The 24995-nt window shown below is 53.5% G+C and carries 21 protein-coding genes; 8 read left to right on the plus strand and 13 right to left on the minus strand.

Annotated features, from left to right (window positions below):
- Positions 1–7: 7 nt before the first annotated feature.
- On the minus strand, positions 8–196 hold the full coding sequence (locus MUU46_RS13210) for a YdiH family protein (protein ID WP_159756249.1): 189 nt from the start codon (positions 194–196) through the stop codon (positions 8–10).
- A 91-nt stretch (positions 197–287) separates the two neighbouring features.
- Positions 288–1607 (minus strand): MFS transporter, encoded by a 1320-nt coding sequence (locus MUU46_RS13215; RefSeq protein WP_159756246.1) that lies wholly within the window; start codon positions 1605–1607, stop codon positions 288–290.
- Between the two features lie 403 nt (positions 1608–2010).
- Between MUU46_RS13215 and MUU46_RS13220 the strand changes: the two genes are divergently transcribed.
- A complete protein-coding gene (locus MUU46_RS13220) occupies positions 2011–4398 on the plus strand; it encodes a glucose/quinate/shikimate family membrane-bound PQQ-dependent dehydrogenase (RefSeq protein WP_258965746.1) in 2388 nt (795 codons plus the stop codon).
- A 143-nt stretch (positions 4399–4541) separates the two neighbouring features.
- Here the strand turns inward: MUU46_RS13220 and MUU46_RS13225 are convergent, their stop codons facing one another.
- The 3 genes from MUU46_RS13225 to MUU46_RS13235 form a co-directional block, all read right to left on the minus strand.
- Entirely contained in the window at positions 4542–6230 is a 1689-nt protein-coding gene (locus tag MUU46_RS13225) for a methyl-accepting chemotaxis protein (RefSeq protein WP_258965747.1), read from the minus strand.
- A 158-nt stretch (positions 6231–6388) separates the two neighbouring features.
- Positions 6389–7507: an S-(hydroxymethyl)glutathione dehydrogenase/class III alcohol dehydrogenase gene (locus tag MUU46_RS13230; RefSeq protein ID WP_159756237.1), complete on the minus strand. Its 1119-nt coding sequence runs from the start codon at positions 7505–7507 to the stop codon at positions 6389–6391.
- Positions 7508–7530: 23 nt separating this feature from the next.
- The gene (locus MUU46_RS13235) at positions 7531–7806 is read right to left on the minus strand and encodes a metal/formaldehyde-sensitive transcriptional repressor (protein WP_159756234.1); all 276 of its coding nucleotides are present in this window, start codon (positions 7804–7806) and stop codon (positions 7531–7533) included.
- A gap of 272 nt (positions 7807–8078) precedes the next feature.
- On the opposite strand from MUU46_RS13235, the gene MUU46_RS13240 reads away from it, so the two are divergent.
- The gene (locus MUU46_RS13240) at positions 8079–9002 is read left to right on the plus strand and encodes a hypothetical protein (protein ID WP_258965748.1); all 924 of its coding nucleotides are present in this window, start codon (positions 8079–8081) and stop codon (positions 9000–9002) included.
- Between the two features lie 462 nt (positions 9003–9464).
- On the opposite strand, the gene MUU46_RS13245 is transcribed toward MUU46_RS13240, so the two are convergent.
- From MUU46_RS13245 to pntA, 5 genes are all read right to left on the minus strand, one after another.
- A complete protein-coding gene (locus tag MUU46_RS13245) occupies positions 9465–9989 on the minus strand; it encodes a YagU family protein (protein ID WP_159756231.1) in 525 nt (174 codons plus the stop codon).
- A 136-nt stretch (positions 9990–10125) separates the two neighbouring features.
- Positions 10126–10353 carry a putative hemolysin gene (locus tag MUU46_RS13250; RefSeq protein ID WP_159756228.1) on the minus strand — a complete coding sequence of 76 codons (228 nt, stop codon included), beginning with the start codon at positions 10351–10353 and terminating at the stop codon, positions 10126–10128.
- A gap of 188 nt (positions 10354–10541) precedes the next feature.
- A complete protein-coding gene (leuE, locus tag MUU46_RS13255; protein WP_258965749.1) occupies positions 10542–11180 on the minus strand; it encodes a leucine efflux protein LeuE in 639 nt (212 codons plus the stop codon).
- 109 nt (positions 11181–11289) lie between these two features.
- Positions 11290–12678: a Re/Si-specific NAD(P)(+) transhydrogenase subunit beta gene (pntB, locus tag MUU46_RS13260; protein ID WP_258965750.1), complete on the minus strand. Its 1389-nt coding sequence runs from the start codon at positions 12676–12678 to the stop codon at positions 11290–11292.
- A gap of 10 nt (positions 12679–12688) precedes the next feature.
- The gene (pntA, locus tag MUU46_RS13265) at positions 12689–14218 is read right to left on the minus strand and encodes a Re/Si-specific NAD(P)(+) transhydrogenase subunit alpha (protein WP_258965751.1); all 1530 of its coding nucleotides are present in this window, start codon (positions 14216–14218) and stop codon (positions 12689–12691) included.
- A 648-nt stretch (positions 14219–14866) separates the two neighbouring features.
- On the opposite strand from pntA, the gene ydgH reads away from it, so the two are divergent.
- From ydgH to folM, 3 genes are all read left to right on the plus strand, one after another.
- Positions 14867–15823: a DUF1471 family protein YdgH gene (ydgH, locus tag MUU46_RS13270; protein ID WP_159756216.1), complete on the plus strand. Its 957-nt coding sequence runs from the start codon at positions 14867–14869 to the stop codon at positions 15821–15823.
- Between the two features lie 177 nt (positions 15824–16000).
- Positions 16001–17383 (plus strand): amino acid permease, encoded by a 1383-nt coding sequence (locus MUU46_RS13275; protein WP_258965752.1) that lies wholly within the window; start codon positions 16001–16003, stop codon positions 17381–17383.
- Between the two features lie 35 nt (positions 17384–17418).
- Complete coding sequence (gene folM / locus MUU46_RS13280; RefSeq protein WP_159756210.1) at positions 17419–18141, plus strand: dihydromonapterin reductase; 723 nt, start codon at positions 17419–17421, stop codon at positions 18139–18141.
- Here folM and MUU46_RS13285 read toward each other — a convergent pair.
- Positions 18138–18473 (minus strand): GlpM family protein, encoded by a 336-nt coding sequence (locus tag MUU46_RS13285; protein ID WP_159756207.1) that lies wholly within the window; start codon positions 18471–18473, stop codon positions 18138–18140. The two genes, folM and MUU46_RS13285, sit on opposite strands and share 4 nt — an antisense overlap.
- A gap of 125 nt (positions 18474–18598) precedes the next feature.
- On the opposite strand from MUU46_RS13285, the gene rstA reads away from it, so the two are divergent.
- The 3 genes from rstA (at position 18599) to tus (ending at position 21650) form a co-directional block, all read left to right on the plus strand.
- The gene (gene rstA / locus MUU46_RS13290; protein WP_159756204.1) at positions 18599–19318 is read left to right on the plus strand and encodes a two-component system response regulator RstA; all 720 of its coding nucleotides are present in this window, start codon (positions 18599–18601) and stop codon (positions 19316–19318) included.
- A gap of 24 nt (positions 19319–19342) precedes the next feature.
- Positions 19343–20644 (plus strand): two-component system sensor histidine kinase RstB, encoded by a 1302-nt coding sequence (rstB, locus tag MUU46_RS13295; protein WP_159756201.1) that lies wholly within the window; start codon positions 19343–19345, stop codon positions 20642–20644.
- Positions 20645–20717: 73 nt separating this feature from the next.
- Complete coding sequence (tus, locus tag MUU46_RS13300; RefSeq protein ID WP_258965753.1) at positions 20718–21650, plus strand: DNA replication terminus site-binding protein; 933 nt, start codon at positions 20718–20720, stop codon at positions 21648–21650.
- Here the strand turns inward: tus and fumC are convergent.
- Positions 21640–23043, minus strand: a complete 1404-nt coding sequence (fumC, locus tag MUU46_RS13305; protein WP_258965754.1) for a class II fumarate hydratase — start codon at positions 23041–23043, stop codon at positions 21640–21642. The two genes, tus and fumC, sit on opposite strands and share 11 nt — an antisense overlap.
- 136 nt (positions 23044–23179) lie before the next feature.
- The gene (fumA, locus tag MUU46_RS13310) at positions 23180–24826 is read right to left on the minus strand and encodes a class I fumarate hydratase FumA (protein ID WP_258965755.1); all 1647 of its coding nucleotides are present in this window, start codon (positions 24824–24826) and stop codon (positions 23180–23182) included.
- Between the last annotated feature and the right edge of the window lie 169 nt (positions 24827–24995).

Raw genomic sequence — 24995 nt, forward strand, 5'->3', positions numbered from 1 at the left:
GTCAGGATCAATGGATACCCATGCGCCAGGCGTAGTCGATCTCTTCTTTCAGTTCGAGGGAAGAAAGCGCCATCAGGTCGGCAAACTCCAGCTCCAACTGTTTAACGCGTTTCAGATATTGCGCAGGGGTTAACGGGTTTGTATCGCGACGCAGAAATTCGACGGCCAGCTGCTTAGGGTTTAATTCGGTATCCATGACATCCTCTTTTACGTTGAAAACCGATTCAGTATAGCACTTGGTCTTGATTGTTTTTTGACCAAAAGCAACACTGGCATGAATATAAACCTCATCTTTTAAGCGGTTTTCCTGCAGTTTCTTTAGCTTTCAGCACGGTAAGGAAGGTGATCAATGCCGCACCCATCACGTAATACGCCGGGGAAAATCGATCGCCGGTGGCCCCAATCAGCCATACCGAGAACCACGGTGTGATGCCGCCAAAGAACGCCACCGCAAAGTTATAGGCGATGGATAAACCGCCGTAGCGCACGCTGGTCGGGAACAGCTCGGCCATGGCCGCGCTGCACGCCCCATCAAACGCGGCAATAAACGCACCGAGCAGCAACATCGCCAGCACCGCCGAAAGCATATTCCCCTGCGCCATAACCACCATCGCCGGGTAGCTGAACAGAATAAACCCGGCGCATCCGGCCAGCATTAGCGGCTTGCGGCCGTATTTATCCGAAAGCCAGCCCATAAACGGCACCAGAACCGCAATGCCAAACAGGCCGATAGTAGTGATCGCGTAAGCGTTGAGCTTTGAGAAATGCAGTTCGGTGGAGAGATAGCCCGGCATAAAGGTTTGTAGCGTCCAGTGCCCAACCGCTTTGAGCACCACGAATCCCATGCAAAACAGCAGCGCGCCCCAAGCTTTCGTCACCGCAGCCCGCAGCGGCTTGCTTTCGGTTTTACCGCTTTGCACTACGGCCTTGAATTCCGGTGAATCCTCCAGATGCTGGCGCAGATATAGCCCCACCCAACCCAGTGGCCCGGCCACCAGGAACGGGATCCGCCAGCCCCAGTCGTTCATCGCGCTTTCGCCCAACGACGCCGTGAGCATAAATACCAGCCCCGAACCGGCGACAAAAGCCATAAAGCCAAAGTTGTCTATCCAGCAGGTAAAATAGCCGCGCCGTTCGTTCGGGGCATACTCTGCCAGATAGGTGGTGGCGCCAGAGCTTTCACCGCCCGCGGCAAAACCCTGAACCAAACGGGTAATCACCAATAGCACCGTCGCCGTGACGCCAATCTGATGGAATGTGGGCAACAAGCCCATAACAAACGTCGCACCAGAGGTCAGCAAAATCACCGTCGCCAGTACCTTCTGCCGCCCCACCCGATCGCCAAGCGAGCCGAAATACAGCCCACCTAATGGGCGCATGATAAACCCGGCACCAAAAACAGCGAACGATGACAGCAGCGCCACGCCCGGACTGTCGGCGTGGAAAAACTGCATACCGATAATTGCCGCCAGCGTGCCGTACAATCCGAAATCGAACCATTCGACGAAATGCCCCACGCCGGTGGCAAGCAGCACCTTGCGTAGCTTACGCGACACTGGAATTTCAGCTGCGGTCGATACCGCCTGCAGCGTCTCTGTTCTGTTCATCGTTCATCATCGCCTTTTTTGTTTCTATTATAGATATAGCTTTAATCATGATGAGCAAAATACGCCCAGCGTTCACGGCGTGAATTGTGATGTTGATCGACGCTGGCAAAGAATTTATCAGTCCCGATCACAGTTTAGACCCTGCAGAATTTTCATCGGCTATCCTCGTTTTCGGCCACGCCTCTGCTGAGCAAATAATGCGAAATTATTTATTAACAATTGCGCAATGCAATTTAACAGATCTATTATGCTCACCATTCACCAAATGGTTCATATGAAACTCATAAAAGTGATTATTGCGCCTCTCTGAAGGTATTTATTGCTTCATTCAAAAACCCATTCGCATTTAAGCGTTACGTATGGTTCATAACATGTGTGTATGGGTGTCGTTAAGGAGACAGAAATGGCAACTGGCAGTTCGCCACGCGGATTACCTCGGATCCTGCAGTGGCTTTTAGTGGTGCTTATGACCGTGATCGGCCTCGCCGTAGGTGGCCTCGGAGCCAAACTCGCGAGCGTAGGCGGGAGCTTGTACTTCGTCATCGCCGGTATCGTGATGCTGATTTCAGCATGGTTTATCGCTAAAAACCGTCGCAGCGGTCTTGTGCTTTATGCTGTGTTGTTCATTGCTTCTATTGTCTGGGCAATTAGCGATGCAGGCTGGGAGTTCTGGCCGCTGTTCTCACGCCTGTTCACCTTCGGCGTACTGGCGTTACTGGCTATCCTGCTCTGGCCTTTCCTCGGCCAACAGACCGCCACATGTAAAGCACCGGCCTTTGGCATCGCCGCGGTGCTGGTTGTTATTTTACTGGCCAGCGCAGGCGGCATGTTCCGTCCACAAATGCTCGTGACTGCCGACGAACCCGTTCCGGTGAAACCGGTCGCACCTGGCGAAGCGCAAAAAAACTGGGAGCACTGGGGCAATACCACCCACGGCGACCGCTTTGCCGCCCTTGATCAAATCAATAAACAAAACGTCAGCCAGCTTCAGGTAGCGTGGACCGCACATACTGGAGATATTCCGCTGAGCAATGGTTCCGGCGCGGAAGATCAGAATACGCCGCTGCAAGTGGGCGACACGCTGTTTGTCTGCACGCCTTACAGCAAAGTGTTGGCGCTGGACGTTGACTCCGGCAAAGAGAAGTGGCGCTATGATTCAAAAGCCACTGCGCCAAACTGGCAGCGCTGCCGTGGTCTCGGCTATTACGATCAGGCCGCTGCAACACCTGCGGCTAACGCAACGCCAGCAGCAGATTCGCAGCCTGCTGCCTGCCCGCGTCGCCTGTTTTTGCCAACCACTGACGCCCGTCTGATCGCCATTAACGCCGACACCGGCAAACTTTGTGAAGACTTTGGCACGAACGGAGTGGTGGATTTGAGCGTTGGCATGGGCGAAATCAAACCCGGTTACTACCAGCAAACCTCGACTCCATTGGTCGCCGGGAATGTTGTGGTGGTCGGCGGTCGCGTCGCGGATAACTTCTCGACCGGTGAACCACCGGGCGTGGTGCGCGCGTATGACGTTCACACTGGCAAACTGGCGTGGGCGTGGGATCCGGGCAATCCGAACCTGACCGGTGTTCCGCCTGAAGGCACAACCTATACCCGCGGTACGCCGAACGTCTGGTCAGCGATGTCTTATGACGCGAAGCTGAACCTGATTTATCTGCCAACCGGCAACGCAACCCCTGACTTCTTCGGCGGTCATCGCACGGCGCTTGACGATAAATACAGCTCATCTATCGTCGCCGTTGACGCAACCACCGGTCAGGTGCGCTGGCATTATCAAACCACCCATCACGACCTTTGGGACTTTGACCTGCCCTCGCAGCCTCTGCTGTACGATTTGCCAGACGGTAAAGGCGGCAGTACGCCAGTCCTGGTACAAACCTCCAAACAGGGCATGATCTTTATGCTCAACCGCGCAACGGGTAAACCTGTCGCCAAAGTGGAGGAGCGTCCGGTGCCTGCGGGGGATATAAAAGGTGAACGTTATTCCCCAACACAGCCGTACTCTGTAGGGATGCCGATGATCGGCAATCAAACCCTGAAAGAGTCCGACATGTGGGGCGCTACACCCATTGACCTGCTGCTGTGCCGCATTCAGTTTAAAGAGATGCGTCATCAGGGCGTCTTCACTCCCCCTGGCCTCGACCGTTCGCTGCAGTTCCCAGGCTCGCTCGGCGGGATGAACTGGGGTAGCGCGTCGGTGGATCCGAACAACGGCCTGATGTTCGTGAACGATATGCGTCTGGGCCTGGCGAACTATATGGTACCGCGCGCCAACGTGGCGAAAAATGCCAGCGGCATCGAGATGGGTATTGTGCCGATGGACGGTACGCCGTTCGGCGCAATGCGTGAACGCTTCCTGTCCCCGCTCGGCATTCCGTGCCAGAAACCACCGTTCGGAACGATGTCCGCCGTTGACCTGAAAAGTGGCAAGTTGGTGTGGCAGGTTCCGGTCGGTACGGTAGAAGACACCGGTCCGCTGGGTATTCGTATGCACCTGCCGATCCCGATCGGGATGCCGACGCTGGGAGCATCGCTGTCAACGCAGTCTGGTCTGCTGTTCTTCGCGGGCACGCAAGATTTCTACCTCCGCGCGTTCGATACCGCGAACGGAAAAGAAATCTGGAAATCCCGTCTGCCGGTGGGCAGTCAGTCCGGCCCTATGACCTACGTGTCACCGAAAACCGGGAAGCAGTACATCATCATTAACGCGGGCGGCGCGCGTCAGTCTCCGGACCGTGGCGATTACATCATCGCCTACGCGCTGCCAGACAAGGAATAATCTTCATGCAGTAACGAAAAAGGGACCAAAAGGTCCCTTTTTTATATTCGTTGTTGTGTCCGGCGGCGCAGGCTTGCCAGACCTACGCTGATATTACATTCGAATGTAGGCCAGTAAGCGAAGCCTCCGGGCATTTCGCGCAATCAAAACGTTTCCCAGTTATCCCCGCTCGCCAGTGCTGGACGCTGCGGGACATAGTTCGGACCGGAAGTGGGTTTCGGCTGACGTACTACGCCCGCGTGCTGCAAGCGGAACGCGCCCACGGCCTCGGTCAAGCGAGCGGCCTGCTCTTCCAGTGACCCTGCCGCCGCAGACGCTTCTTCCACCAGCGAGGCATTTTGCTGGGTGACATTATCCATTTCGGTGATGGCCTGGCTGACCTGCAAAATACCACGGCTCTGTTCGTCGGACGCCGCCGCAATTTCCAGCATAATGTCGGTCACGCGCTTCACCGCATCAACGATTTCACTCATGGTGCTGCCTGCCGCAACCACTTCGCCAGATCCGCGTTCAATCAGCGTCACGGATTCGCTGATCAACCCTTCAATCTCTTTCGCCGCCTGTGCGCTACGGCTCGCCAGCGTTCGCACTTCGCTGGCAACCACGGCGAATCCGCGTCCTTGTTCACCGGCGCGCGCTGCTTCTACCGCCGCGTTGAGCGCCAAAATATTGGTCTGGAACGCGATGCTGTTAATCACGGCGGTAATTTCAGAAATTTTCTTCGAGCTGCTGGAAATATTACCCATCGTCGATACTACGCCCGACACAATCTGCCCGCCGCGAGTGGCTTTCCCGGAGGCATCTTCCGCCAGTTTGGTGGCGTGATGCGCGTTGTCGGCGTTCTGTTTCACCGTTGCAGTCAGCTGTTCCATGCTGGCTGCCGTTTCTTCAATTGCCGCTGCCTGCTGCTCGGTGCGGGATGAGAGATCGGTGTTACCAGCCGAAATTTCGCTGGTACCGCGGTAAATTTCCTCAGCACCTTGACGTACGGTACCGACCGTTTGCGACAGCGCGTGCTGCATTTTCTGCAAATCGTGGCTGAGCTTGCCGATTTCACTTCGTCCGGTGGCTTCATCCGCCAGAGTTAAATCGCCATCGGCAATCTGTTCGATGCGATGCAGCGCACGGCGAAGCGGGTTGATAACAGTGCGGCGCAGCGCAACGAAAGTCAGCAGCGTCAACACCAGCGCCAGCGCAAACGCACCGACCATAAAGACCAGGCCGAGCTGGGTGCGGCTATGGGCCGATTCAGAGAGATGACGCGCGCGGTCGCTACGGATTTTAATCGCTTTCAACAGCACATCGTTATAGGCCGAATCCAGCAGGCGAGCGTGCTCGTTTTCATGGTTAATGATCGCTTCAAACATGCCGTTTTTGGCATATTTCAGCATCGGTTTCATGCCGTCGATATAAGCGTTGTAACGGGCGTTGATTTCGCCATCCAGCGCTTCGTCCGCAGGTGTTTTCACGTCACGGCTCACGTACTGCTTAAACCCTTCCTGTGACTGTTTGATTCGCAGTTCAGCCTCGGAAATATTGCGTTTCATATCATCCATCTCGGCAATACGACTAGCAGCCCCAGCGTGGATCAGGTTGATACGCGCAGTACGCAGGTGGTTTGAGCTGTTCGAGAGCCCCATTCGGACTTCTAACTCTTGCGTGACGTCGCTCTGGTCTCTATCGGCCTGCAACAGGAAATAGCCCGCAAGACCCGAGCTTAATGCGAACAGCAGCAGGATGCCGCCCAAAATGGAGGAGAACAGTGGAACGAGACGGATGTGATGTAAGAAACTGACTGTTTGCGACTTTTGCCCTGCGGCTGATTTGTCCATGGCTTATCGACTCTCTTATTGTAAGAGGCGTACCAAAACGCCCGTTAGATTGTCATCGGCCTGGCGGGGAGATTGCTTACGGGTAAAAGCGCCACATCGGTCACACTTTGGAAATTAAGCGGGGAAAAGCCAGCGGAATGGCTCCGCTGGCTTGCGCATCAGTTGTCGCCGAAATGGATAACGGTGCGGATTGACTTGCCTTCATGCATCAGATCAAACGCTTCGTTGATCTGGTCCAGCGGCATACGGTGGGTGATGAACGGGTCGAGATTAATTTTACCAACCATCGCATCTTCAACCATGCCCGGCAGTTGGGTACGCCCTTTCACGCCGCCAAACGCCGAACCGCGCCACACGCGACCGGTCACCAGCTGGAACGGTCGGGTTTTGATTTCCTGACCTGCACCGGCCACGCCGATAATCACGCTTTCGCCCCAGCCTTTGTGGCAGCATTCCAGCGCCGCACGCATCACGTTCACGTTGCCGATGCACTCGAAGCTAAAATCCACACCACCGTCGGTCAGTTCGACGATAACGTCCTGCACCGGTTTGTCACTGTCATTCGGATTGATGAAATCAGTCGCGCCCATTTCACCAGCCAGTTTGAATTTCTCTGGGTTGGTGTCAACCGCAATAATGCGCCCGGCCTTTGCCTGAACCGCGCCCTGAATAACCGCCAGACCGATACCACCAAGGCCAAATACCGCCACGGTGTCGCCTTCTTTCACTTTCGCCGTGTTATGCACCGCGCCGATACCGGTGGTCACGCCGCAGCCCAGCAGACATACTTTATCCAGCGGCGCCTGCGGGTTTACTTTCGCCAGCGAGATTTCAGCCACTACCGTGTACTCGCTGAAGGTGCTGGTGCCCATGTAGTGGTAAATCGGTTCGCCGTTATAAGAGAAACGCGTGGTGCCATCAGGCATCAGACCTTTACCCTGCGTGGCGCGAACGGCCTGGCAAAGGTTGGTTTTACCGGATTTACAGAACTTACACTCGCGACATTCCGCGGTGTACAGCGGGATAACGTGGTCGCCCGGCTTCAGGCTGCTTACGCCTTCACCGACTTCAACCACTACACCGCCACCTTCATGCCCGAGCACCGCCGGGAAGACGCCTTCCGGATCGTCACCCGACAGCGTGAACGCATCGGTGTGGCATACGCCGGTATGGGTAATTTTGACCAATACTTCGCCCTTCTTCGGCGGCGCCACGTCAATTTCGACAATTTTCAGCGGCTGGCCTGGACCAAACGCAACTGCAGCACGTGATTTCATTCCGTCTCTTACCTTGTTGTCAGTTATTTTAAATACGATCGTAGCAGATGACCGACTTCCGCCATGCGAGCGGCGCGCTGATCGGCGGTGGTTTCGCCCGTCACCAACTCGTCTTTAAGATGCATTTCGATCATTTCGCCCATCAAGCCGTTGGCGGCCCCACGCACGGCGGCAATCTGTTGCAGGATGCTCAGGCACGGTTCGCCGGACTCCAGCGCCCGCTCAAGTGCATCGACTTGCCCGCGAATACGACGCACGCGCGTCAGAGCGCGCTTTTTATCTTCAGGTGAATGCGGCATAGGCCCTCTTATACTGTAGGGGGGTATAGTAACTTTTTTAACATCTGTCTGTATACATTAACTTTTATAAGGTTATCTGAACTCTTAATTGAAATGGCAAAGCCAATTTCGTGACTTGAAACAGGGTGCGTTAATTGTTTTTAACTATCAATAACAGGCTTATCAATCGATAAAAAAATGAAACCAAAAATAAAATTTGTCCTTACATGGAAAAATGTAACTCTTTGGTTATATTTAAAAAACATTTCTGAAAACAAGCAGATGTGAAGATTATGGCAGTGGTTCGACGTTGGAGGGTGCGCTGGACTATATGGATAAATTTGAGTTTTGGTTCAACACCGTTGCGCCATAAAATAATTTCCCGGCAGCTTCCGCGCCGCTGGGATGTAACTTCAGGTGATCATATGCGGATTCGACACACAATTTTGCCTTGTATTTTATGCCTTGCTTCAGCTTATGTTTCTGCGGCTGAAGATCATGCCCCCGATGCGGCACAAGCCAATAATCCTCTGGCGAATATGACTGCATTTAATATGCAAAACTATTACATCGGAGATGTCAGCGGTACTGACAAAGATGCGAATCAATTCTGGTTCCGTTATGCACAGCCTTTTTCATTAGGCGATAGCAAGTGGCTGTTACGCGGTTCATTACCCGTTAATACCTATCCTGTCGCGCCATCAGGCGGACATAAAACAGGTTTAGGCGATCTCAATTTATTTGCCTCATGGCTCATTGATACCGGAAATCCCGCGGTGAGTTTTGGTTTTGGCCCACAAATCACGGCCCCAACAGCAACTGAAAATGCTCTCGGGACCGAAAAGTGGTCCGCTGGTCTGGTCAACGTTCTTTTCAATGCCAGTTCGCCAAAATTCCAGTACGGTTATTTGGCTTCATGGCAACACAGTTTTGCGGGAGAAGATGACCGCAGCGACGTAAATCTTGGCACATTTCAGCCATTTTTATTCTATCAGTTAGGCGGCGGCACTTACCTAAGAGCAGCACCTATTTGGGTCTACAACTTCCAGAATGATAGCTACAGTGTTCCTCTGGGAGTAGGTATTGGACAGGTCATCAAACAGGAGAAAACCGTCTACAACGTATTTGTTGAGCCTCAAGGTTCGGTTGCAGACCACGGTCCAGGCCAACCTCGCTGGCAGATTTTCTTCGGTTTAAATCTCCAGTTCCTCAATTAAACACGTGTAGATTTAAAGCCCCAGTAGGACTTCATAATATTGCGCAGCGTCAACTCTGAGACCATCAGAGAAGACGCTCCGAATTCTGGAAAAAGAATGAATACCTTATTCTCTTCAAACTTCACAACCCGCCACCAATGCTCGAGGTAATACAACCAGTTCATATGCCCACCAAATTCAATCTTCTTATTGTTTATTTTTAGATTTTTGGGCATCCCTCGTCCACAAGTATCCTCCTAAAGTGCAAGGTTATTGGTAGTATTATGAAACGAATCAAGAAAAAAGCGCTTCATTGAATACCTGCTACCGACGCGATTTATCAACCGCGGACTCCCGTTCAGCATACACAACCCAATAGCGGCGCGGGAATTGGGTGCCTGCATCAAAAAACTCATAAAAAAGGCTCGCCAAAGCGAGCCATTATAGAATGATCTCATAAGTATTACGGTGATTAACAGCTAATCACTGAAACTCGGGATCTGGTTTTTTCGTTATTCGATTACGGATGTCACGTCGAACAATCTCAATTGCCCACATCCAAAGGATATGCCCGAGCGTCTCCGAGAGAAGCTCATCAAAAGGCAATTGCCATAATGGCGGAGCCCAATGAAATACTGGCAACATTACACCATGAAACCCAATGGTAACGAGTATGGCAAAAGCAGCGCCCTGCCATAGTTTAATTGCCGGGAATACTTCTGCAACGAGGCAATAAAACATAGCAAAAACGATAGAGAACATATGATGGATACCTGCCACTCCCCAGTTCACGACGTGACCGGAATAGTGATAGATCATTTCATTCACCTGAAACCCAACGTCCTGAAGCATTTCTGCCGGTGGGATAGCTCTGTCTGCAGTCCGTGGAGGCATAGGATTTTCTGTCCCCCACTTTACGAAACTCGATAAGTTTCCACCTAAAAAACCGGCCCATAATGCGACGCCATAGTTTCGCGCTTCAGCTTTGGTTCTCTTTAAAAAATCCATAACACGCTCCCTGAGGTTAAATTCGCCGCAAAGATGCAACAAAAACACAACCTAAATTTAGCTTTAAATGCTGGATTTTCAAGTCGCGTGTAAATGGACTGTTTATTTATAAACAATTCGTTAGGCAAAAATAATATCAATGTCCCATTCGGCGATATAGCTCCCACTCCTCTACCCGCTCTTTATTAGGCAGATTGCAGTAGCCAACTTCGCCATTGCCAGAGTTAACAATGCTCAATTTGCCGCCCTGCTTGATGCAGTAAATAGAAGCAGGATTTGAGAGGCCAGGTTCTGGGTTTTGTTCAGACTTAGATGTACATCCAGCGATGAGAATTACAGATATGGCTAAGATTGCTTTTTTCATTAGTTTCCCCTTTTGATGAGGAATGCTAACCAACCCACTCACAAAAAGCAAAAACCCCACAAAAGTGAGGTTCTAAAACACGTATAAACCCTGTCGCCAACTGCATTTCATGCTGTATTGATGGGCGTCGGGAATAAGAAACCACGCCCGGAGACGTGATTTTACATGTGGTCATATTGCCGAAAATTTTAAGACTGTAACGATGCCAGTCGTGCGGCAAAACCGACGAACACCAAGCCAATCAGGCTGTTGCCAAGCTTCACCAGCTTTTTACGGCTGCCGACGAAACGGGTCACCAGCGAACCGGAGACAATCAGGAAGCTGAGATAGGCAAAGCTGACGATTTCCAGCGTAACGCCGAGGATCAGGAATGCCAGACCCGGCGTAGTGGAGTTCACGTCGATGAACTGCACGAAGAAAGAGACGTAGAACAGAATCGCTTTCGGGTTAGTCAGGCTCAACGTCAGCGCGCGTTTGAAAATAGTGCTGCGCTGGTCAGCGGTGTGCGTGTGCTCGCCACCCTTCTGTTTGATAACTGCCCACAGCATTTTCAGCCCGAGATATAGCAGATACAGCGCGCCCAAATAACGGACGATGTTAAACAGCACCGGGGTGGTTTTAATCAGCGTGGCGACGCCCGCATAGGAGAGGAACATCAGCACCGCATCGCCGATAAACACCGCCAGCGCGGCCAGATAGCCAGTGCGGATGCCGTAAGCGGCCCCGGTTTTGAGCACAAAAAAGGTATTAGGCCCTGGCACCAGAATGATAAATATCGCGCCAACCAGGTAAGTCCAGTAATTCAGTACACCAAAATCCGCAAACACGTTGATCTCCCTTCACTGCTACTGATTAAAAATGTGACGGCCATCATAACAAAAAAGCCGCCTTCCTTTTACCGGAAGACGGCTTTAAGCACAGATTTATAGCAGGGAATTACAGCGCTTTAAGGATCGCATCCACACTGGCTTTTGCATCGCCAAACAACATGTGGGTATTCTCTTTGAAGAACAGCGGGTTTTGTACGCCAGCGTAGCCGGTGTTCATCGAACGTTTGAAGACAATAACGTTCTGCGCTTTCCACACTTCCAGCACCGGCATACCGGCGATTGGACTTTTTGGATCGTCCAGCGCAGCCGGGTTAACGGTGTCGTTGGCGCCAATGACCAGCACGGTATCAGTGTCGCGGAAGTCATCGTTGATTTCGTCCATTTCCAGCACGATGTCATACGGTACTTTCGCCTCAGCCAGCAGCACGTTCATGTGCCCTGGCAAACGGCCCGCCACAGGGTGAATACCGAAACGCACTTTGATACCGCGCGCGCGCAGTCTTTCAGTGATTTCAGCCACCGGATACTGCGCCTGCGCCACCGCCATGCCGTAGCCTGGAGTGATGATGACCGTCTGCGAGTTTTTCAGCATATCAGCGGTGTCTTCCGCGTTGATTTCGCGGTGTTCACCCACTTCGTCGTCAGCGCCGGTAGACGAACCGTCGGTGCCGAAGCCACCCGCAATAACGCTGAAGAACGAACGGTTCATCGCTTTACACATGATGTAAGACAGGATCGCACCGGAAGAACCAACCAGCGCACCGGTCACGATCAGCAGATCGTTGCTGAGCATGAAGCCCGCCGCCGCCGCCGCCCATCCAGAATAGGAGTTCAGCATCGACACCACAACCGGCATGTCAGCCCCACCGATGGACGCCACCAGGTGCCAGCCAAAGGCCAGCGCGATAACGGTCATGATGAGCAGGGCCAGTACCTGCAGGCCAACGCTTTCGGTGCGAACGAATACCACCAGCATCAGGAATGAAACCACCAGCGCGGCCAGGTTCATTTTGTGACGGTTCGGCAGCATCAGCGGCTTGGACGAAATTTTGCCGCGCAGTTTACCGAATGCAACGATTGAACCGGTGAAGGTCACCGCACCAATAAAGATGCCAAGGAACACTTCGGTCAGGTGAATATTGACCAGGATCGGCTCGAGACCCGGTTCGTGATACAGGTAGCTGTTAAAACCGACCAGAACCGCTGCCAGGCCCACAAAGCTGTGGAGCACCGCCACCAGCTCTGGCATTTCGGTCATTTCGACGCGTTTTGCCAGACGAATACCAATTGCCCCGCCGATGATCATCGCGACTAAAATCCATGCCACGTTGCCCGTTTCCGGCCCAAAAATGGTGGCAATCAGCGCAATGGCCATCCCGGCGATGCCGTAATAGTTGCCCTGCTGTGACGTTTCGTGTTTCGAAAGCCCTGCCAGACTGAAAATAAACAGGATCGCGGCAACAATGTATGCAGCTGTAACTAATCCTCCAGACATGTGCTACCCCTTACCCTTTGCGGAACATTTTCAGCATGCGCTGAGTTACGGTGAAACCACCGAAAATATTGATGCTGGCAATCAGCACGGCAATAAAACTGAGGAAACTAACCCAGCCACCGTGACCAATTTGCAGCAGCGCACCGACCACGATGATCCCGGAAATGGCGTTCGTTACCGACATCAGCGGCGTGTGCAGCGCATGAGACACGTTCCACACAACATAATAACCGACCACGCAGGAGAGCGCGAACACGGTGAAGTGTCCGAGGAACTCTTTGGGTGCAACGTCTGCGAGCCAGCCAAACAAAATAATCGCCAGCGCCATCAGCGCGTATTTGCGCCACGGCGATGCCGGTTTCTCCGGCTCCGCAGGTGCCGCTTCAACTTTTGCTGCCGCTTTCGGCTGAGCAGAAACCTGAATCGGCGGCGCAGGCCAGGTCACTTCGCCTTCGCGAACCACGGTCACGCCGCGAATAACCACGTCTTCAAAATCAATATTGATGTTGCCGTCTTTTTCTTTGCACAGCAGTTTAAGCAAGTTGACCAGGTTGGTGCCGTAAAGCTGTGAAGACTGGGTCGACAGGCGGCTGGCTAAATCGGTATAGCCAATCACCTTCACGCCGTTGGCCGTGGTGAACACTTCCCCCGGAACGGTGTATTCGCAGTTGCCGCCGTTTTGTGCCGCCAGATCAACCACCACACTGCCTGGATTCATCGAATCCACCATTTCACGGGTGATCAGTTTCGGGGCTGGCTTGCCAGGGATCAGCGCGGTGGTGACGATAATATCGACGTCTTTCGCCTGGGCGGCGAACAGTTCCATTTCCGCTTTGATAAAGGCTTCGGACATTACTTTGGCATAGCCGTCGCCGCTGCCCGCTTCTTCCTCGAAATCCAGTTCGAGGAATTCAGCGCCCATACTCTGGACCTGTTCCTTCACTTCCGGACGGGTATCGAAAGCACGCACGATAGCGCCGAGGCTGTTTGCCGCGCCAATGGCGGCCAGACCCGCAACGCCCGCACCGATCACCATGACTTTAGCCGGTGGCACTTTACCGGCGGCAGTGATTTGCCCGGTGAAGAAGCGGCCAAATTCGTGAGCGGCTTCGACAATCGCGCGATAACCCGCGATGTTCGCCATCGAACTCAGGGCATCGAGAGACTGCGCGCGTGAAATACGCGGCACGGAATCCATCGCCATCACGTTGACCTGTCGCGCGGCTAATTTTGCTATCAGCTCCGGGTTTTGTGCCGGCCAAATAAAGCTAATCAGCGTGGTGCCCGGATTAAGCAACGCGATTTCCGCGTCCGTTGGGGCATTCACCTTTAGAATGATGTCAGACTGCCAGACGGTTTCTGTGCTGACAACTTCAGCGCCCGCATCGGTAAAAGCACGATCATCGAAGCTTGCAAGCTTACCGGCACCGCTTTCAACTGCCACTGTAAAACCGAGTTTGAGCAGCTGTTCAACCGTTTTCGGTGTCGCTGCAACACGGGTTTCCAGGGCCAGCGTCTCTTTAGGTACTGCAATACGCATAGTTTTCCCTTCCATCGATTGTAATGATGGTTTGTTGTCTCATCGGGTTCCGTCCCAGCAGCCTGCGCTGACGTAGAGGCGAATCACCCGCAAAATAAAACATTCACAAACTTTCTATACCCTCAATAAATCGAACAGCAGGAAGGCGGCAAAAAAGTGAATCCTCAGGAGCTTACTTGAGTAAGTGGCTGAGGTGAGCGAGTGCAGCCAACGCCCCTGCTGTTTGAAGTATGACGGGTATATAACCTACTGAAAATAACGGTTGTGATCCACCGTCAGAAAACAGTAATTTTGATTTTATTCGGGAATATGGCACTTATGCAGGCCTCAGGCAGCAATATTTACCTTTTTTTGTCTGGCGAGCCTGATATTTCGCTTAAGCGAAGCGCTAAAACATGATTATTCGCGTCACTGTTACCGGAAATTAACATCACATTAACCTATAAAAGTCATAATGATTATCGCTTTTGCTGGTCAACCGTCCATTTCCACAACATATCGTGAAAAGTTATCGCGCCCTGTTAACGGGGTCGCACAAGATGAGCAAAATCACGCAGACAGTGAAGCAATTTAAATGCAATAATCTGTGACGTTTTAGTCACTAACAACTACCAGTACCTGGTTTGCGCAAGGCGAAGGATTATTTTTATGAAGCTTAAGTACACCCTCCTGGCGTCCGCTCTCCTGTCTGCAGCGGCTTTTTCTGCCAGTGCAGCAACTGAGTTAACACCGGAGCAAGCGGCAGCCCACAAGCCGTACGATCGTATCGTTATCACCGGTCGTTTTAATGCTATTGGTGACGCCGTTGATGCTGTTTCCCGTAAAGCCGACAAAGCAGGCGCAGCCTCTTTTTACGTCGTCGATACGTCCGATTTTTCCAGCAGTGGCAACTGGCGTGTTACCGCAGACTTATATAAAGACGATGCCGCTAAAGCCGACGCACCTAAAAACCGCGTAATTGATGGCGTGACTGAACTGCCGAAAGACCAGGCTGCCCTGATTGAGCCATTCGACACCGTCACCGTGCAGGGTTTTTACCGCAGCCAGCCTGATGTTAACTCCGCCATTGCGAAAGCCGCCAAAGAGAAAGGCGCTGCGTCGTTCTTTATTGTTCGTCAAGTGGATGCAAACGGCGGCGGTAACCAGCGTGTCACCGCTTATATCTATAAAGCCGATGCGAAGAAGCGCCTTGTTCAGAGCCCCGACGCTATCCCGGCAGATTCTGATGCAGGACGTGCGGCATTAGTGGAAGGTGGTGAAGCCGCCAAGAAAGTTGAAATCCCAGGCGTGGCGACATCCTCCACCGTGGGCTCGACTTCAGCGGCAGGCGTAGGTCTGTTCTTCGAAACGCAGTCTACCAAAGGCGGACGTTACAGTGTAACTCTGCCAGACGGTACTAAGATTGAAGAACTGAACAAAGTTACTGCCGCCCAGATGGTGCCGTTTGATAGCGTTCAGTTCACCGGCAACTACGGCAATATGACTGAAATCTCTTATCAGGTCGCTAAGCGTGCGGCTAAGAAAGGGGCTAAGTATTACCACGTTACCCGCCAGTGGCAGGAACGTGGTGGTAACATGACTATCAGCGCCGACCTCTATAAGTAATTGCTTTTCCTGACAGATAAGGCAGCTTCGGCTGCCTTTTTTATTTTTTTCTGGCTTACGCCATTGCATGCCACCTACTCTCTCCGTAAAATCGCGCGCCGTAGCGTAATCTTCCATTTTTATGCGTTTTAGCCAAATAAATATTCTGGCTTTTGTTCTTCCTTCGACAGGATGCCCATGGAAAAGAAACTCGGCCTTAGTGCCTTGACGGCCCTGGTACTCAGCTCAATGCTGGGTGCAGGTGTATTCAGTTTGCCGCAAAACATGGCCGAAGTGGCCAGTCCTTCCGCACTGCTTATTGGGTGGGCCATTACCGGCGTGGGCATTTTGTTCCTCGCTTTCGCCATGTTACTGCTGACCCGCATTCGTCCGGATCTGGATGGCGGCATTTTCACTTACGCCCGTGAAGGCTTCGGCGAGCTGATTGGCTTCTGCTCCGCCTGGGGTTACTGGCTCTGTGCAGTAATCGCCAACGTCTCCTATTTGGTCATCGTGTTTTCAGCCCTGAGTTTCTTTACCGATACGCCAGAATTGCGCCTGTTTGGCGACGGTAATACCTGGCAGGCGATGATCGGAGCCTCAGTTCTGCTGTGGGTGGTGCATTTCCTGGTGCTACGCGGCGTGCAGACCGCAGCCAGCATCAACATAGTGGCTACGCTTGCGAAGCTGGTGCCGCTCGGCCTGTTTATCGTGCTGGCGGCGATGGCCTTCAGCAGCGACACCTTCAGCCTGGATTTCAGCGGCGTGGCGCTGGGCGTGCCGGTGTGGGAACAGGTTAAAGGTACCATGCTCATTACCCTGTGGGTGTTCATCGGCGTAGAAGGCGCGGTGGTGGTTTCTGCCCGCGCGCGTAATAAGCAAGACGTAGGCCGCGCCACTCTGCTGGCGGTGCTTTCAGCATTGAGTGTGTATTTGCTGGTCACCCTGCTGTCGATGGGCGTCGTACCGCGTCCTGAACTCGCTGAGATGCGTAATCCGTCGATGGCTGGTCTTATGGTTCGCCTGATGGGTTCCTGGGGCGAGGTGGTGATTGCCGCCGGACTGATTGTCTCCGTGTGCGGCGCATACCTGAGCTGGACCATTATGGCGGCGGAAGTGCCGTATCTGGCGGCGACGCATAAGGCATTCCCTCGAATTTTTGCCCGTCAGAATAAAAATAACGCGCCGTCGTCCTCGCTGTGGTTAACCAACATCAGTGTGCAAGTGTGTCTCATCCTGATTGGTATTACCGGCTCTGACTATAATACGTTGCTGACCATCGCCTCAGAGATGATTCTGGTGCCTTATTTCCTCGTCGGCGCGTTCTTGCTGAAGATGGCAACGCGTCCGCTGCATACCGCTGTGGGTATCGGTGCCTGCATTTATGGCTTATGGTTACTGTATGCTTCCGGACCGATGCACCTGCTGCTGTCGGTTGTGCTGTACGCGCCGGGCCTGCTGGTGTTTATGTATGCTCGCCGGACGCACGCGTTGAGTGACACGCTTAAGCGCCGTGAAATGGCGCTGATTGGCTTATTACTGGTTGCCGCCGTACCGGCAATGTGGATGTTAGTGGGGTAATGCGCTTACCCCATCGCGACCCTAAGGAGAAAACGATGGGAGAAAGTCCTTCCCGCCCCGTTCTGATTACTGGTGGAGGCCGCCGTATCGGCCTCGCCCTTGCCCATCATTTTCTGAATCAACAACAGCCGGTGATCGTCAGCTACCGCACGCGCTATGACGCTATCGGTGTGCTGGAACGCGCCGGGGCGCTGTGCATCGCCGCCGATTTCTCCAGTGATGACGGTATCTTATCTTTCGCTGAAACCGTGAAGTCCCATACCGATAGCCTGCGGGCAGTCATTCACAATGCCAGCAGCTGGCAGGCCGAAAAGCCCGGCGTTTCATTGAGCGACGTGATGCAAAAGATGATGCAAATTCATGTTAATGCACCCTACTTACTGAATCATGCGCTGGAAGCACTGCTGTGTGGTCACGGCCACGCGGCCAGCGATATCATTCATTTCACCGATTACGTGGTGGAAAAAGGCAGCGACAAACATATCGCCTACGCCGCCAGTAAAGCCGCGCTCGACAATATGACCCGCTCATTTGCCCGCAAGCTTGCACCGGAAGTGAAGGTCAACGCCATCGCCCCGGCGCTGATTTTGTTTAATGAAAGTGATGATGCGGAATATCGCCAGCAAGCGCTGAATAAGTCGCTGATGAAAGTCGCGCCTGGCGAAAAAGAAATTATCGACCTGGTGGATTATCTGCTGACCAGTTGTTACGTCACCGGACGGTCGTTCGGCGTCGACGGCGGTCGCCCGCTGCGTTAATGCACGCGACTCCAGATGGCGATTAACAGCCAAGCGCTTAGACTCCAGCACGCGACTGCGCCTGCCAGCGCCAACGGCAGGCGAAGAAAACCGGTGAAATACCACAGCGAAAGAAGATAGAAAAAATAGGGAATGATCGACCACATACCAAACACGATGGTGGTGCGCAGCGCCTCGGTGCCCCGCTCGCTGGCGACGATATAATGCGCAATCAGGGCGAACGTCGGAAACAGCGGAATAAGCCCGGCAATATAATAATTTTTCGTTTTCGCCAGCACACCAATCAATAATACCACCAGCGCACCCAGCGCCGCTTTTATCAGTAAAGCCATCTTCCAGCCTGCAATTCACCTAATGAATGAATCGAGGATAGCGGAAGTTACATTGTTTATGAAAGATTAATAGCACCCCACAGATTGGCGGTGTATTTTAGTTTTTTTCGCCTCGCACAGTTGATATGAATAAGATCGTTTTTGTGGAAGATGATCCGGAAGTCGGATCGCTCATCGCCGCCTACCTTGGCAAGCATGATATGGACGTTATCGTTGAACCGCGCGGTGACCGCGCTGAAGAAGTGGTTCTGCGTGAAAAACCCGACTTGGTCCTGCTCGACATCATGCTGCCCGGCAAAGATGGGATGACCATTTGCCGCGATTTGCGCGCGCAGTGGCAAGGCCCGATCGTTCTGCTGACCTCGCTCGACAGCGACATGAACCATATTCTGTCTCTGGAAATGGGCGCCAGCGACTATATCCTCAAAACCACCCCGCCTGCGGTGCTTTTGGCTCGTCTGCGTCTGCATTTACGTCAGCACATTGCGAACCCGACAGGAGAAAAACCGGTAACCGGACTCACGCCGCATAAAGCGATCCGCTTTGGCACCCTGTCTATCGACCCGGTTAATCGGCAGGTATTGCTCAGCGGCGTTAATGTCACCCTGTCGACCGCCGATTTTGACCTGTTGTGGGAACTTGCAACCCATGCAGGGCAAATTATGGACCGCGATGCGCTGCTGAAAAACCTGCGCGGCGTGACCTATGACGGGATGGACCGCAGCGTGGACGTGGCAATTTCTCGCCTGCGTAAAAAGCTGCTCGACAGCGCTACCGAGCCGTACCGTATTAAAACCGTGCGTAATAAGGGCTATCTTTTCGCGCCCCACGCCTGGGATAACTAATTTTCCGTACTTCCGGGGCCAGAAATGAAAAAGTTGTTCGTGCAGTTTTACCTGCTGCTGTTTGTCTGCTTTCTGGTGATGACCATGCTGGTCGGGCTGGTGTATAAATTCACCGCCGAACGCGCGGGCCGACAGTCCCTCGACGACCTGATGAAAAGTTCGCTTTATCTGATGCGCAGCGAACTGCGTGAAATCCCGCCCCGGGACTGGAGTAAGACCCTTAAAGAACTCGATCTCAATCTCTCTTTCGATTTACGCATTGAGCCGCTGAATAAGTTCCAGCTGGCAGAAAGCTCAATGGAGCATTTACGCCGTGGCGATATCGTCGCTCTCGACGATCAGTACACGTTTATTCAGCGCATTCCGCGCAGCCACTACGTTTTGGCCGTCGGTCCGGTGCCGTATCTCTATTACCTGCATGAAATGAGATTGCTGGACGTGGCCCTGCTGGCATTCATCGCCGTCTCGCTGGCCTTCCCGGTGTTTATCTGGATGCGACCGCACTGGCAGGACATGCTACGTCTGGAAACAGCGGCCCAGCGCTTTGGTGAGGGTCATCTTGCTGAGCGCATCCATTTTGACAGTATGTCGAGCTTTGAGCGGCTTGGGGTGGTGTTCAACCAGATGGCGGACAACATCAATACGCTAATTGCCAGTAAAAAGCAGCTCACCGACGGGATAGCTCACGAACTGCGTACCCCGCTGGTGCGTTTGCGCTACCGTCTCGAGATGAGCGAGAAGTTAACCGACGCAGAATCTCAGGCGCTAAACCGGGATATCGGCCAGCTCGAAGGGCTTATCGATGAACTGCTGACCTACGCGCGCCTCGATCGCCCGCAGAACGAATTGATCCTCACCACACCTGACCTCCCTGCGTGGATAAGCGCCCATGTCGAGGATATTCAAGCAGTAAATCCTCAACGCGATGTGTCGCTTGTGAAATTGACGCCGGGTCACTATGGCGCGCTGGATATGCGTCTGATGGAACGCGTGCTGGATAACCTCGTGAACAATGCGATGCGCTACAGCTGCCAGCAGATTCAGGTCAGCCTGACGCTGAACGCCGGGCGCGCGACGCTGTTGGTTGATGACGATGGTCCAGGCATTGCACCTGACGAACGTGAACGCGTGTTCGAGCCATTTGTGCGCCTCGACCCAAGCCGCGACCGCGCCACCGGAGGCTGCGGGCTGGGCCTGGCTATCGTGCATTCCATTGGCCATGCGATGTCAGGGGAAGTGACCTGCGATGCCAGCCCGATTGGCGGCGCACGTTTCTGTTTCAGCTGGCCGGTAAACGTTTCGCAAAACCCTGGCGCCCCTGCCTGACTGAACATTGCACAATGCCACCACTCGGCTTATAGTAAAAATCAATGAGTATGTTGTAACTAAAGTGAGTGTTATGGCCGATTACGACATGATTGAGCGTTTAACCGCGACCTTCCGCCAGATGGAGCACGAACTGCTTGAGTTGCAGCAAATGCTAGCGGACTGTCGCCTGCTCGCCGCGCGGGTGTTTGAACTACCGGAGGTGAGCAAAGAGCATGAGCACGACCCGCTCTCTGCCATTTCGGTTGCGCCGCATCTGGGCGATGCGGCGCGGCTGAAAGCGCTGAACCACTATAGTCACCTGTTTATTCAGCAACAGTCGGAAAACCGCAGCAGTAAAGCGGCGGTGCGTCTACCCGGGGTGATTTGTCTGCATCCGGAGCCAGAGCAGTTGCAGGTGCTGCATGACAAAATCAGCACCATTAACGCGCTAAAAGCGGCGTTCGAAACCATTGTCACCGTCGAGTCTGGTTTGCCCTCCGCAGCTCGTTTTGAGTGGGTGCATCACCATTTACCGGGGTTAATTACTCTCAAAGCCTACCGCTCCCTGACGTTGTTGCGCGACCCGGCTACCATCCGCTTTGGCTGGGCCAATAAGCACATCATCAAGAATATGACCCGTGACGAAGTGCTAAAACAGCTGGAAAACAGCCTGCGCTCGCCGCGTTCCGTGCCACCTTTCACTCGTGAACAGTGGCAGGCCAAACTGGAGCGTGAGTATCAGGACATCGCGGCGCTGCCGCAGAAGGCAAAACTGAAGATTAAGCGTCCGGTGAAAGTCCAGCCGATTGCCCGCGTGTGGTATGCAGGAAAGCAAAAGCAGGTGCAGTACGCCTGTCCTGGGCCGATGATCGCATTAATCTCCGGCACTCAAGGCGTTAGCGTACCGGAGATTGGAGAGTTACTGAATTACGATGAAAATACCGTGCAGTATCGCTATAAGCCTGAGGCGCAGTTACTGGAGCTCATCATCCCCCGACTGCACCTGTATCTGGCTAGCGACTGATTTTCATGCTGCCGACCATCGCTTCCGGACGTACCCACTCGTCAAACTCGGCGTCGGTCAGATAGCCGAGTTTCAAAGCAGAGGCCTTCAGAGTCAGCCCCTCTTTATGGGCTTTTTTGGCAATTTCAGCCGCTTTATCGTAGCCAATATGGGTATTGAGCGCGGTTACCAGCATTAGCGATTCATTCAGCAGCTGATCGATACGGGTGCGGTTTGGTTCAATCCCCACCGCACAGTGCTCGTTGAAACTTTCCATTCCATCCGCCAGCAGGCGCACCGATTGCAGGAAGTTATGAATCACCATCGGGCGATACACATTCAGCTCGAAATTGCCCGACGCACCGCCCATATTCACCGCCACATCATTACCCATAACCTGACAGCACAGCATGGTTATCGCTTCGCACTGCGTCGGGTTCACTTTGCCTGGCATTATCGAACTGCCAGGTTCATTCTCAGGGATCGACAGCTCACCAATACCACAGCGCGGGCCAGATGCCAGCCAGCGCACATCGTTGGCGATTTTCATTAGCGACGCTGCCAGCCCTTTCAGCGCACCGTGGGCGTGAACCAACGCATCGCAGGTTCCTAACGCTTCGAATTTGTTCGGCGCGGTGATAAACGTCTGTTTGGTGATTGCCGCCAGTTCATCCGCCACACGCCTGGCGTATTCCGGATGGGTGTTCAGGCCGGTACCAACCGCCGTGCCACCCAGCGCCAGCTCGCTCAAGTGCGGCAGCGTTAAATCGATATGTTTTAGATTATGTTCCAGCATCGCCACCCAGCCTGAAATCTCCTGCCCGAGCGTCAGCGGCGTGGCGTCCTGCAAATGCGTACGGCCAATTTTGACGATATCAGCGAAGGCGTGGGATTTGCCGCTCAGCGTCTTTTTCAGTACCTGTAACTGCGGGATCAGGTTTTCGCGAATCGCGATCACCGCCGCAACGTGCATGGCGGTCGGGAATACGTCGTTCGAGCTCTGGCTTTTGTTCACATCGTCATTAGGGTGAACTTTCCGCTCCATGCCGCGCACGCCGCCGAGAAGCTCACTGGCGCGGTTGGCCAGCACCTCGTTCATATTCATGTTGCTCTGCGTACCAGAGCCAGTTTGCCAGATGGCGAGGGGAAATTGGTCTGCATGTTTGCCGGCCAGCACTTCGTCGGCAGCGCTGACAATAGCATTGGCTTTCTCAGCCGGAAGTAGCTGCAAATCCTGATTGACCTTGGCGGCCGCGCGTTTGGTCAGCGCCAGCGCGGCAATCAGCGAGACCGGCATTTTTTCGGTGGATATGCGGAAATGTTCCAGCGAGCGCTGGGTTTGTGCGCCCCACAGCTTGTCTGCAGGAACCTCAATCGCGCCCATGGAGTCGCTCTCGCGGCGTAACGTTGTCATGTCTTTCTCCTTGAAATCAAAGTGAAGGGTTTCGACGAAGCTCACATGCCGTCCAGAACGTTAAGTATTGAAGCTTTTTAACTTTTGTTTTATCGCAATGTGCCAAAAAAAAGCCGCCCCGAGGAGCGGCCTGTTATCACTTCACGCAGCGGTCGCACTGCGACGACTGAATCTGCTGGAAGAAATCGTTACCTTTATCGTCCACCAGGATAAACGCGGGGAAATCTTCAACTTCGATTTTCCAGATGGCTTCCATCCCCAGCTCCGGGTATTCGATGCACTCGAGGCTTTTGATGCTGCCTTGCGCCAGGACGGCTGCCGGGCCGCCAATGCTGCCGAGGTAGAACCCGCCGTGTTTGTGACACGCGTCAGTCACCTGCTGACTGCGGTTGCCTTTGGCGAGCATGATCATGCTGCCGCCTTCCGCCTGTAACTGGTCGACGTAGGAATCCATACGCCCGGCGGTGGTTGGGCCGAGAGAGCCCGACGCATACCCTTCCGGCGTTTTGGCCGGGCCTGCGTAGTAAATCGGGTGATCTTTCACGTACTGCGGCAGACCTTCTCCGTTGTCCATGCGCTCTTTGAGTTTCGCATGGGCGATATCGCGAGCCACAATAATGGTGCCGTTCAGCGACAGACGAGTGGAAACCGGGAAGTCAGAAAGCTGGGCAAGGATCTCTTTCATCGGACGGTTGAGGTCGATTTTTACCGCTTCGCCTTCTCCGGCGTTGCGCATTTCTTCAGGAATATACTTGCCCGGATTGTGTTCCAGCTTCTCAATCCACACGCCTTCGCGGTTGATTTTCGCTTTGATGTTGCGGTCTGCGGAACAGGATACGCCCATTCCCACCGGACACGACGCACCGTGACGCGGCAAGCGCACCACGCGAATGTCATGGGCGAAGTATTTACCGCCGAATTGCGCACCGAGGCCGAGGTTTTGCGCTTCAAGCAGTAATTCCTGCTCAAGCTGAATGTCACGGAACGCCTGGCCGTGCTCGTTACCAGCGGTCGGAAGGCCGTCATAGTATTTAGTCGACGCCAGTTTAACCGTTTTCAGCGTCGCTTCTGCGGACGTACCGCCAATCACAAACGCGATGTGATACGGCGGGCACGCAGCGGTACCGAGCGTACGCATTTTCTCGACCAGATAACCTTTCAGCTTCGCCGGGGTGATCAGCGCTTTGGTTTCCTGATACAGATAGGTTTTGTTGGCGGAACCGCCACCCTTGGCGATGCACAGGAACTTGTACTCTTCGCCGTCGACGCTGTAGAGGTCAATCTGCGCAGGCAGATTGGTCCCCGTGTTGACCTCTTTATACATGTCCAGCGGCGCGTTCTGTGAATAGCGCAGGTTATCTTCGATGTAGGTGTCATACACGCCGCGGGCCAGTGCCGCGTCATCGCCGCCGCCGGTCCAGACGCACTGGCCTTTTTTACCGACGATGATCGCCGTGCCGGTGTCCTGACAGGTCGGCAGAATACCCTTCGCCGCGATATCAGAGTTGCGCAGAAACTGTAGCGCTACGTATTTATCGTTTTCGCTGGCTTCCGGATCATTCAGGATATCGGCGACCTGCTGCTGATGCGCCGGGCGCAGCATAAAGGAGGCATCGTGGAAGGCGTGTTTGGCCAGCAGCGTGAGCGCCTGCGGGTCTACTTTAAGGATTTCCTGGCCTTCAAATTCGGTAACAGAGACGTGGTCTTTACTGAGGAGATAATATTCGGTGTCATCCTTTTTCAGAGGAAAAGGATCCTGATAGATAAAGGGTTTGTTCGACATTGTACTCTCACTTACGACGTTGGCTGATTAGTTCACGGGTCAGTTTTCCATAGACCCTGGGAAAAGCGAGTCCGCATATCCTACACAACTTTTTAACAAAAACTGAGACTAGTACGACTTTTTCCCTGAGAAGGTTACTTCTGTGCGGTTTATTGGTTTAATACGAACA

This window comes from Scandinavium tedordense, from assembly GCF_024764965.1.
Classification (GTDB): Bacteria; Pseudomonadota; Gammaproteobacteria; order Enterobacterales; family Enterobacteriaceae; genus Scandinavium; species Scandinavium tedordense.

Bases quoted from the DNA above. Each gene is read 5' to 3' on its own strand.
- MUU46_RS13250 (WP_159756228.1), bottom strand. From the start codon at position 10,353: ATGAAAAAAGCAATCTTAGCCATATCTGTAATTCTCATCGCTGGATGT.
- tus (WP_258965753.1), top strand. From the start codon at position 20,718: ATGGCCGATTACGACATGATTGAGCGTTTAACCGCGACCTTCCGCCAG.
- fumC (WP_258965754.1), bottom strand. From the start codon at position 23,043: ATGACAACGTTACGCCGCGAGAGCGACTCCATGGGCGCGATTGAGGTT.
- MUU46_RS13215 (WP_159756246.1), bottom strand. From the start codon at position 1,607: ATGAACAGAACAGAGACGCTGCAGGCGGTATCGACCGCAGCTGAAATT.
- rstA (WP_159756204.1), top strand. From the start codon at position 18,599: ATGAATAAGATCGTTTTTGTGGAAGATGATCCGGAAGTCGGATCGCTC.
- MUU46_RS13285 (WP_159756207.1), bottom strand. From the start codon at position 18,473: ATGGCTTTACTGATAAAAGCGGCGCTGGGTGCGCTGGTGGTATTATTG.
- folM (WP_159756210.1), top strand. From the start codon at position 17,419: ATGGGAGAAAGTCCTTCCCGCCCCGTTCTGATTACTGGTGGAGGCCGC.
- MUU46_RS13245 (WP_159756231.1), bottom strand. From the start codon at position 9,989: ATGGATTTTTTAAAGAGAACCAAAGCTGAAGCGCGAAACTATGGCGTC.
- MUU46_RS13275 (WP_258965752.1), top strand. From the start codon at position 16,001: ATGGAAAAGAAACTCGGCCTTAGTGCCTTGACGGCCCTGGTACTCAGC.
- pntA (WP_258965751.1), bottom strand. From the start codon at position 14,218: ATGCGTATTGCAGTACCTAAAGAGACGCTGGCCCTGGAAACCCGTGTT.
- MUU46_RS13220 (WP_258965746.1), top strand. From the start codon at position 2,011: ATGGCAACTGGCAGTTCGCCACGCGGATTACCTCGGATCCTGCAGTGG.
- ydgH (WP_159756216.1), top strand. From the start codon at position 14,867: ATGAAGCTTAAGTACACCCTCCTGGCGTCCGCTCTCCTGTCTGCAGCG.
- MUU46_RS13225 (WP_258965747.1), bottom strand. From the start codon at position 6,230: ATGGACAAATCAGCCGCAGGGCAAAAGTCGCAAACAGTCAGTTTCTTA.
- MUU46_RS13230 (WP_159756237.1), bottom strand. From the start codon at position 7,507: ATGAAATCACGTGCTGCAGTTGCGTTTGGTCCAGGCCAGCCGCTGAAA.
- pntB (WP_258965750.1), bottom strand. From the start codon at position 12,678: ATGTCTGGAGGATTAGTTACAGCTGCATACATTGTTGCCGCGATCCTG.
- MUU46_RS13235 (WP_159756234.1), bottom strand. From the start codon at position 7,806: ATGCCGCATTCACCTGAAGATAAAAAGCGCGCTCTGACGCGCGTGCGT.
- rstB (WP_159756201.1), top strand. From the start codon at position 19,343: ATGAAAAAGTTGTTCGTGCAGTTTTACCTGCTGCTGTTTGTCTGCTTT.
- MUU46_RS13240 (WP_258965748.1), top strand. From the start codon at position 8,079: ATGGCAGTGGTTCGACGTTGGAGGGTGCGCTGGACTATATGGATAAAT.
- MUU46_RS13210 (WP_159756249.1), bottom strand. From the start codon at position 196: ATGGATACCGAATTAAACCCTAAGCAGCTGGCCGTCGAATTTCTGCGT.
- fumA (WP_258965755.1), bottom strand. From the start codon at position 24,826: ATGTCGAACAAACCCTTTATCTATCAGGATCCTTTTCCTCTGAAAAAG.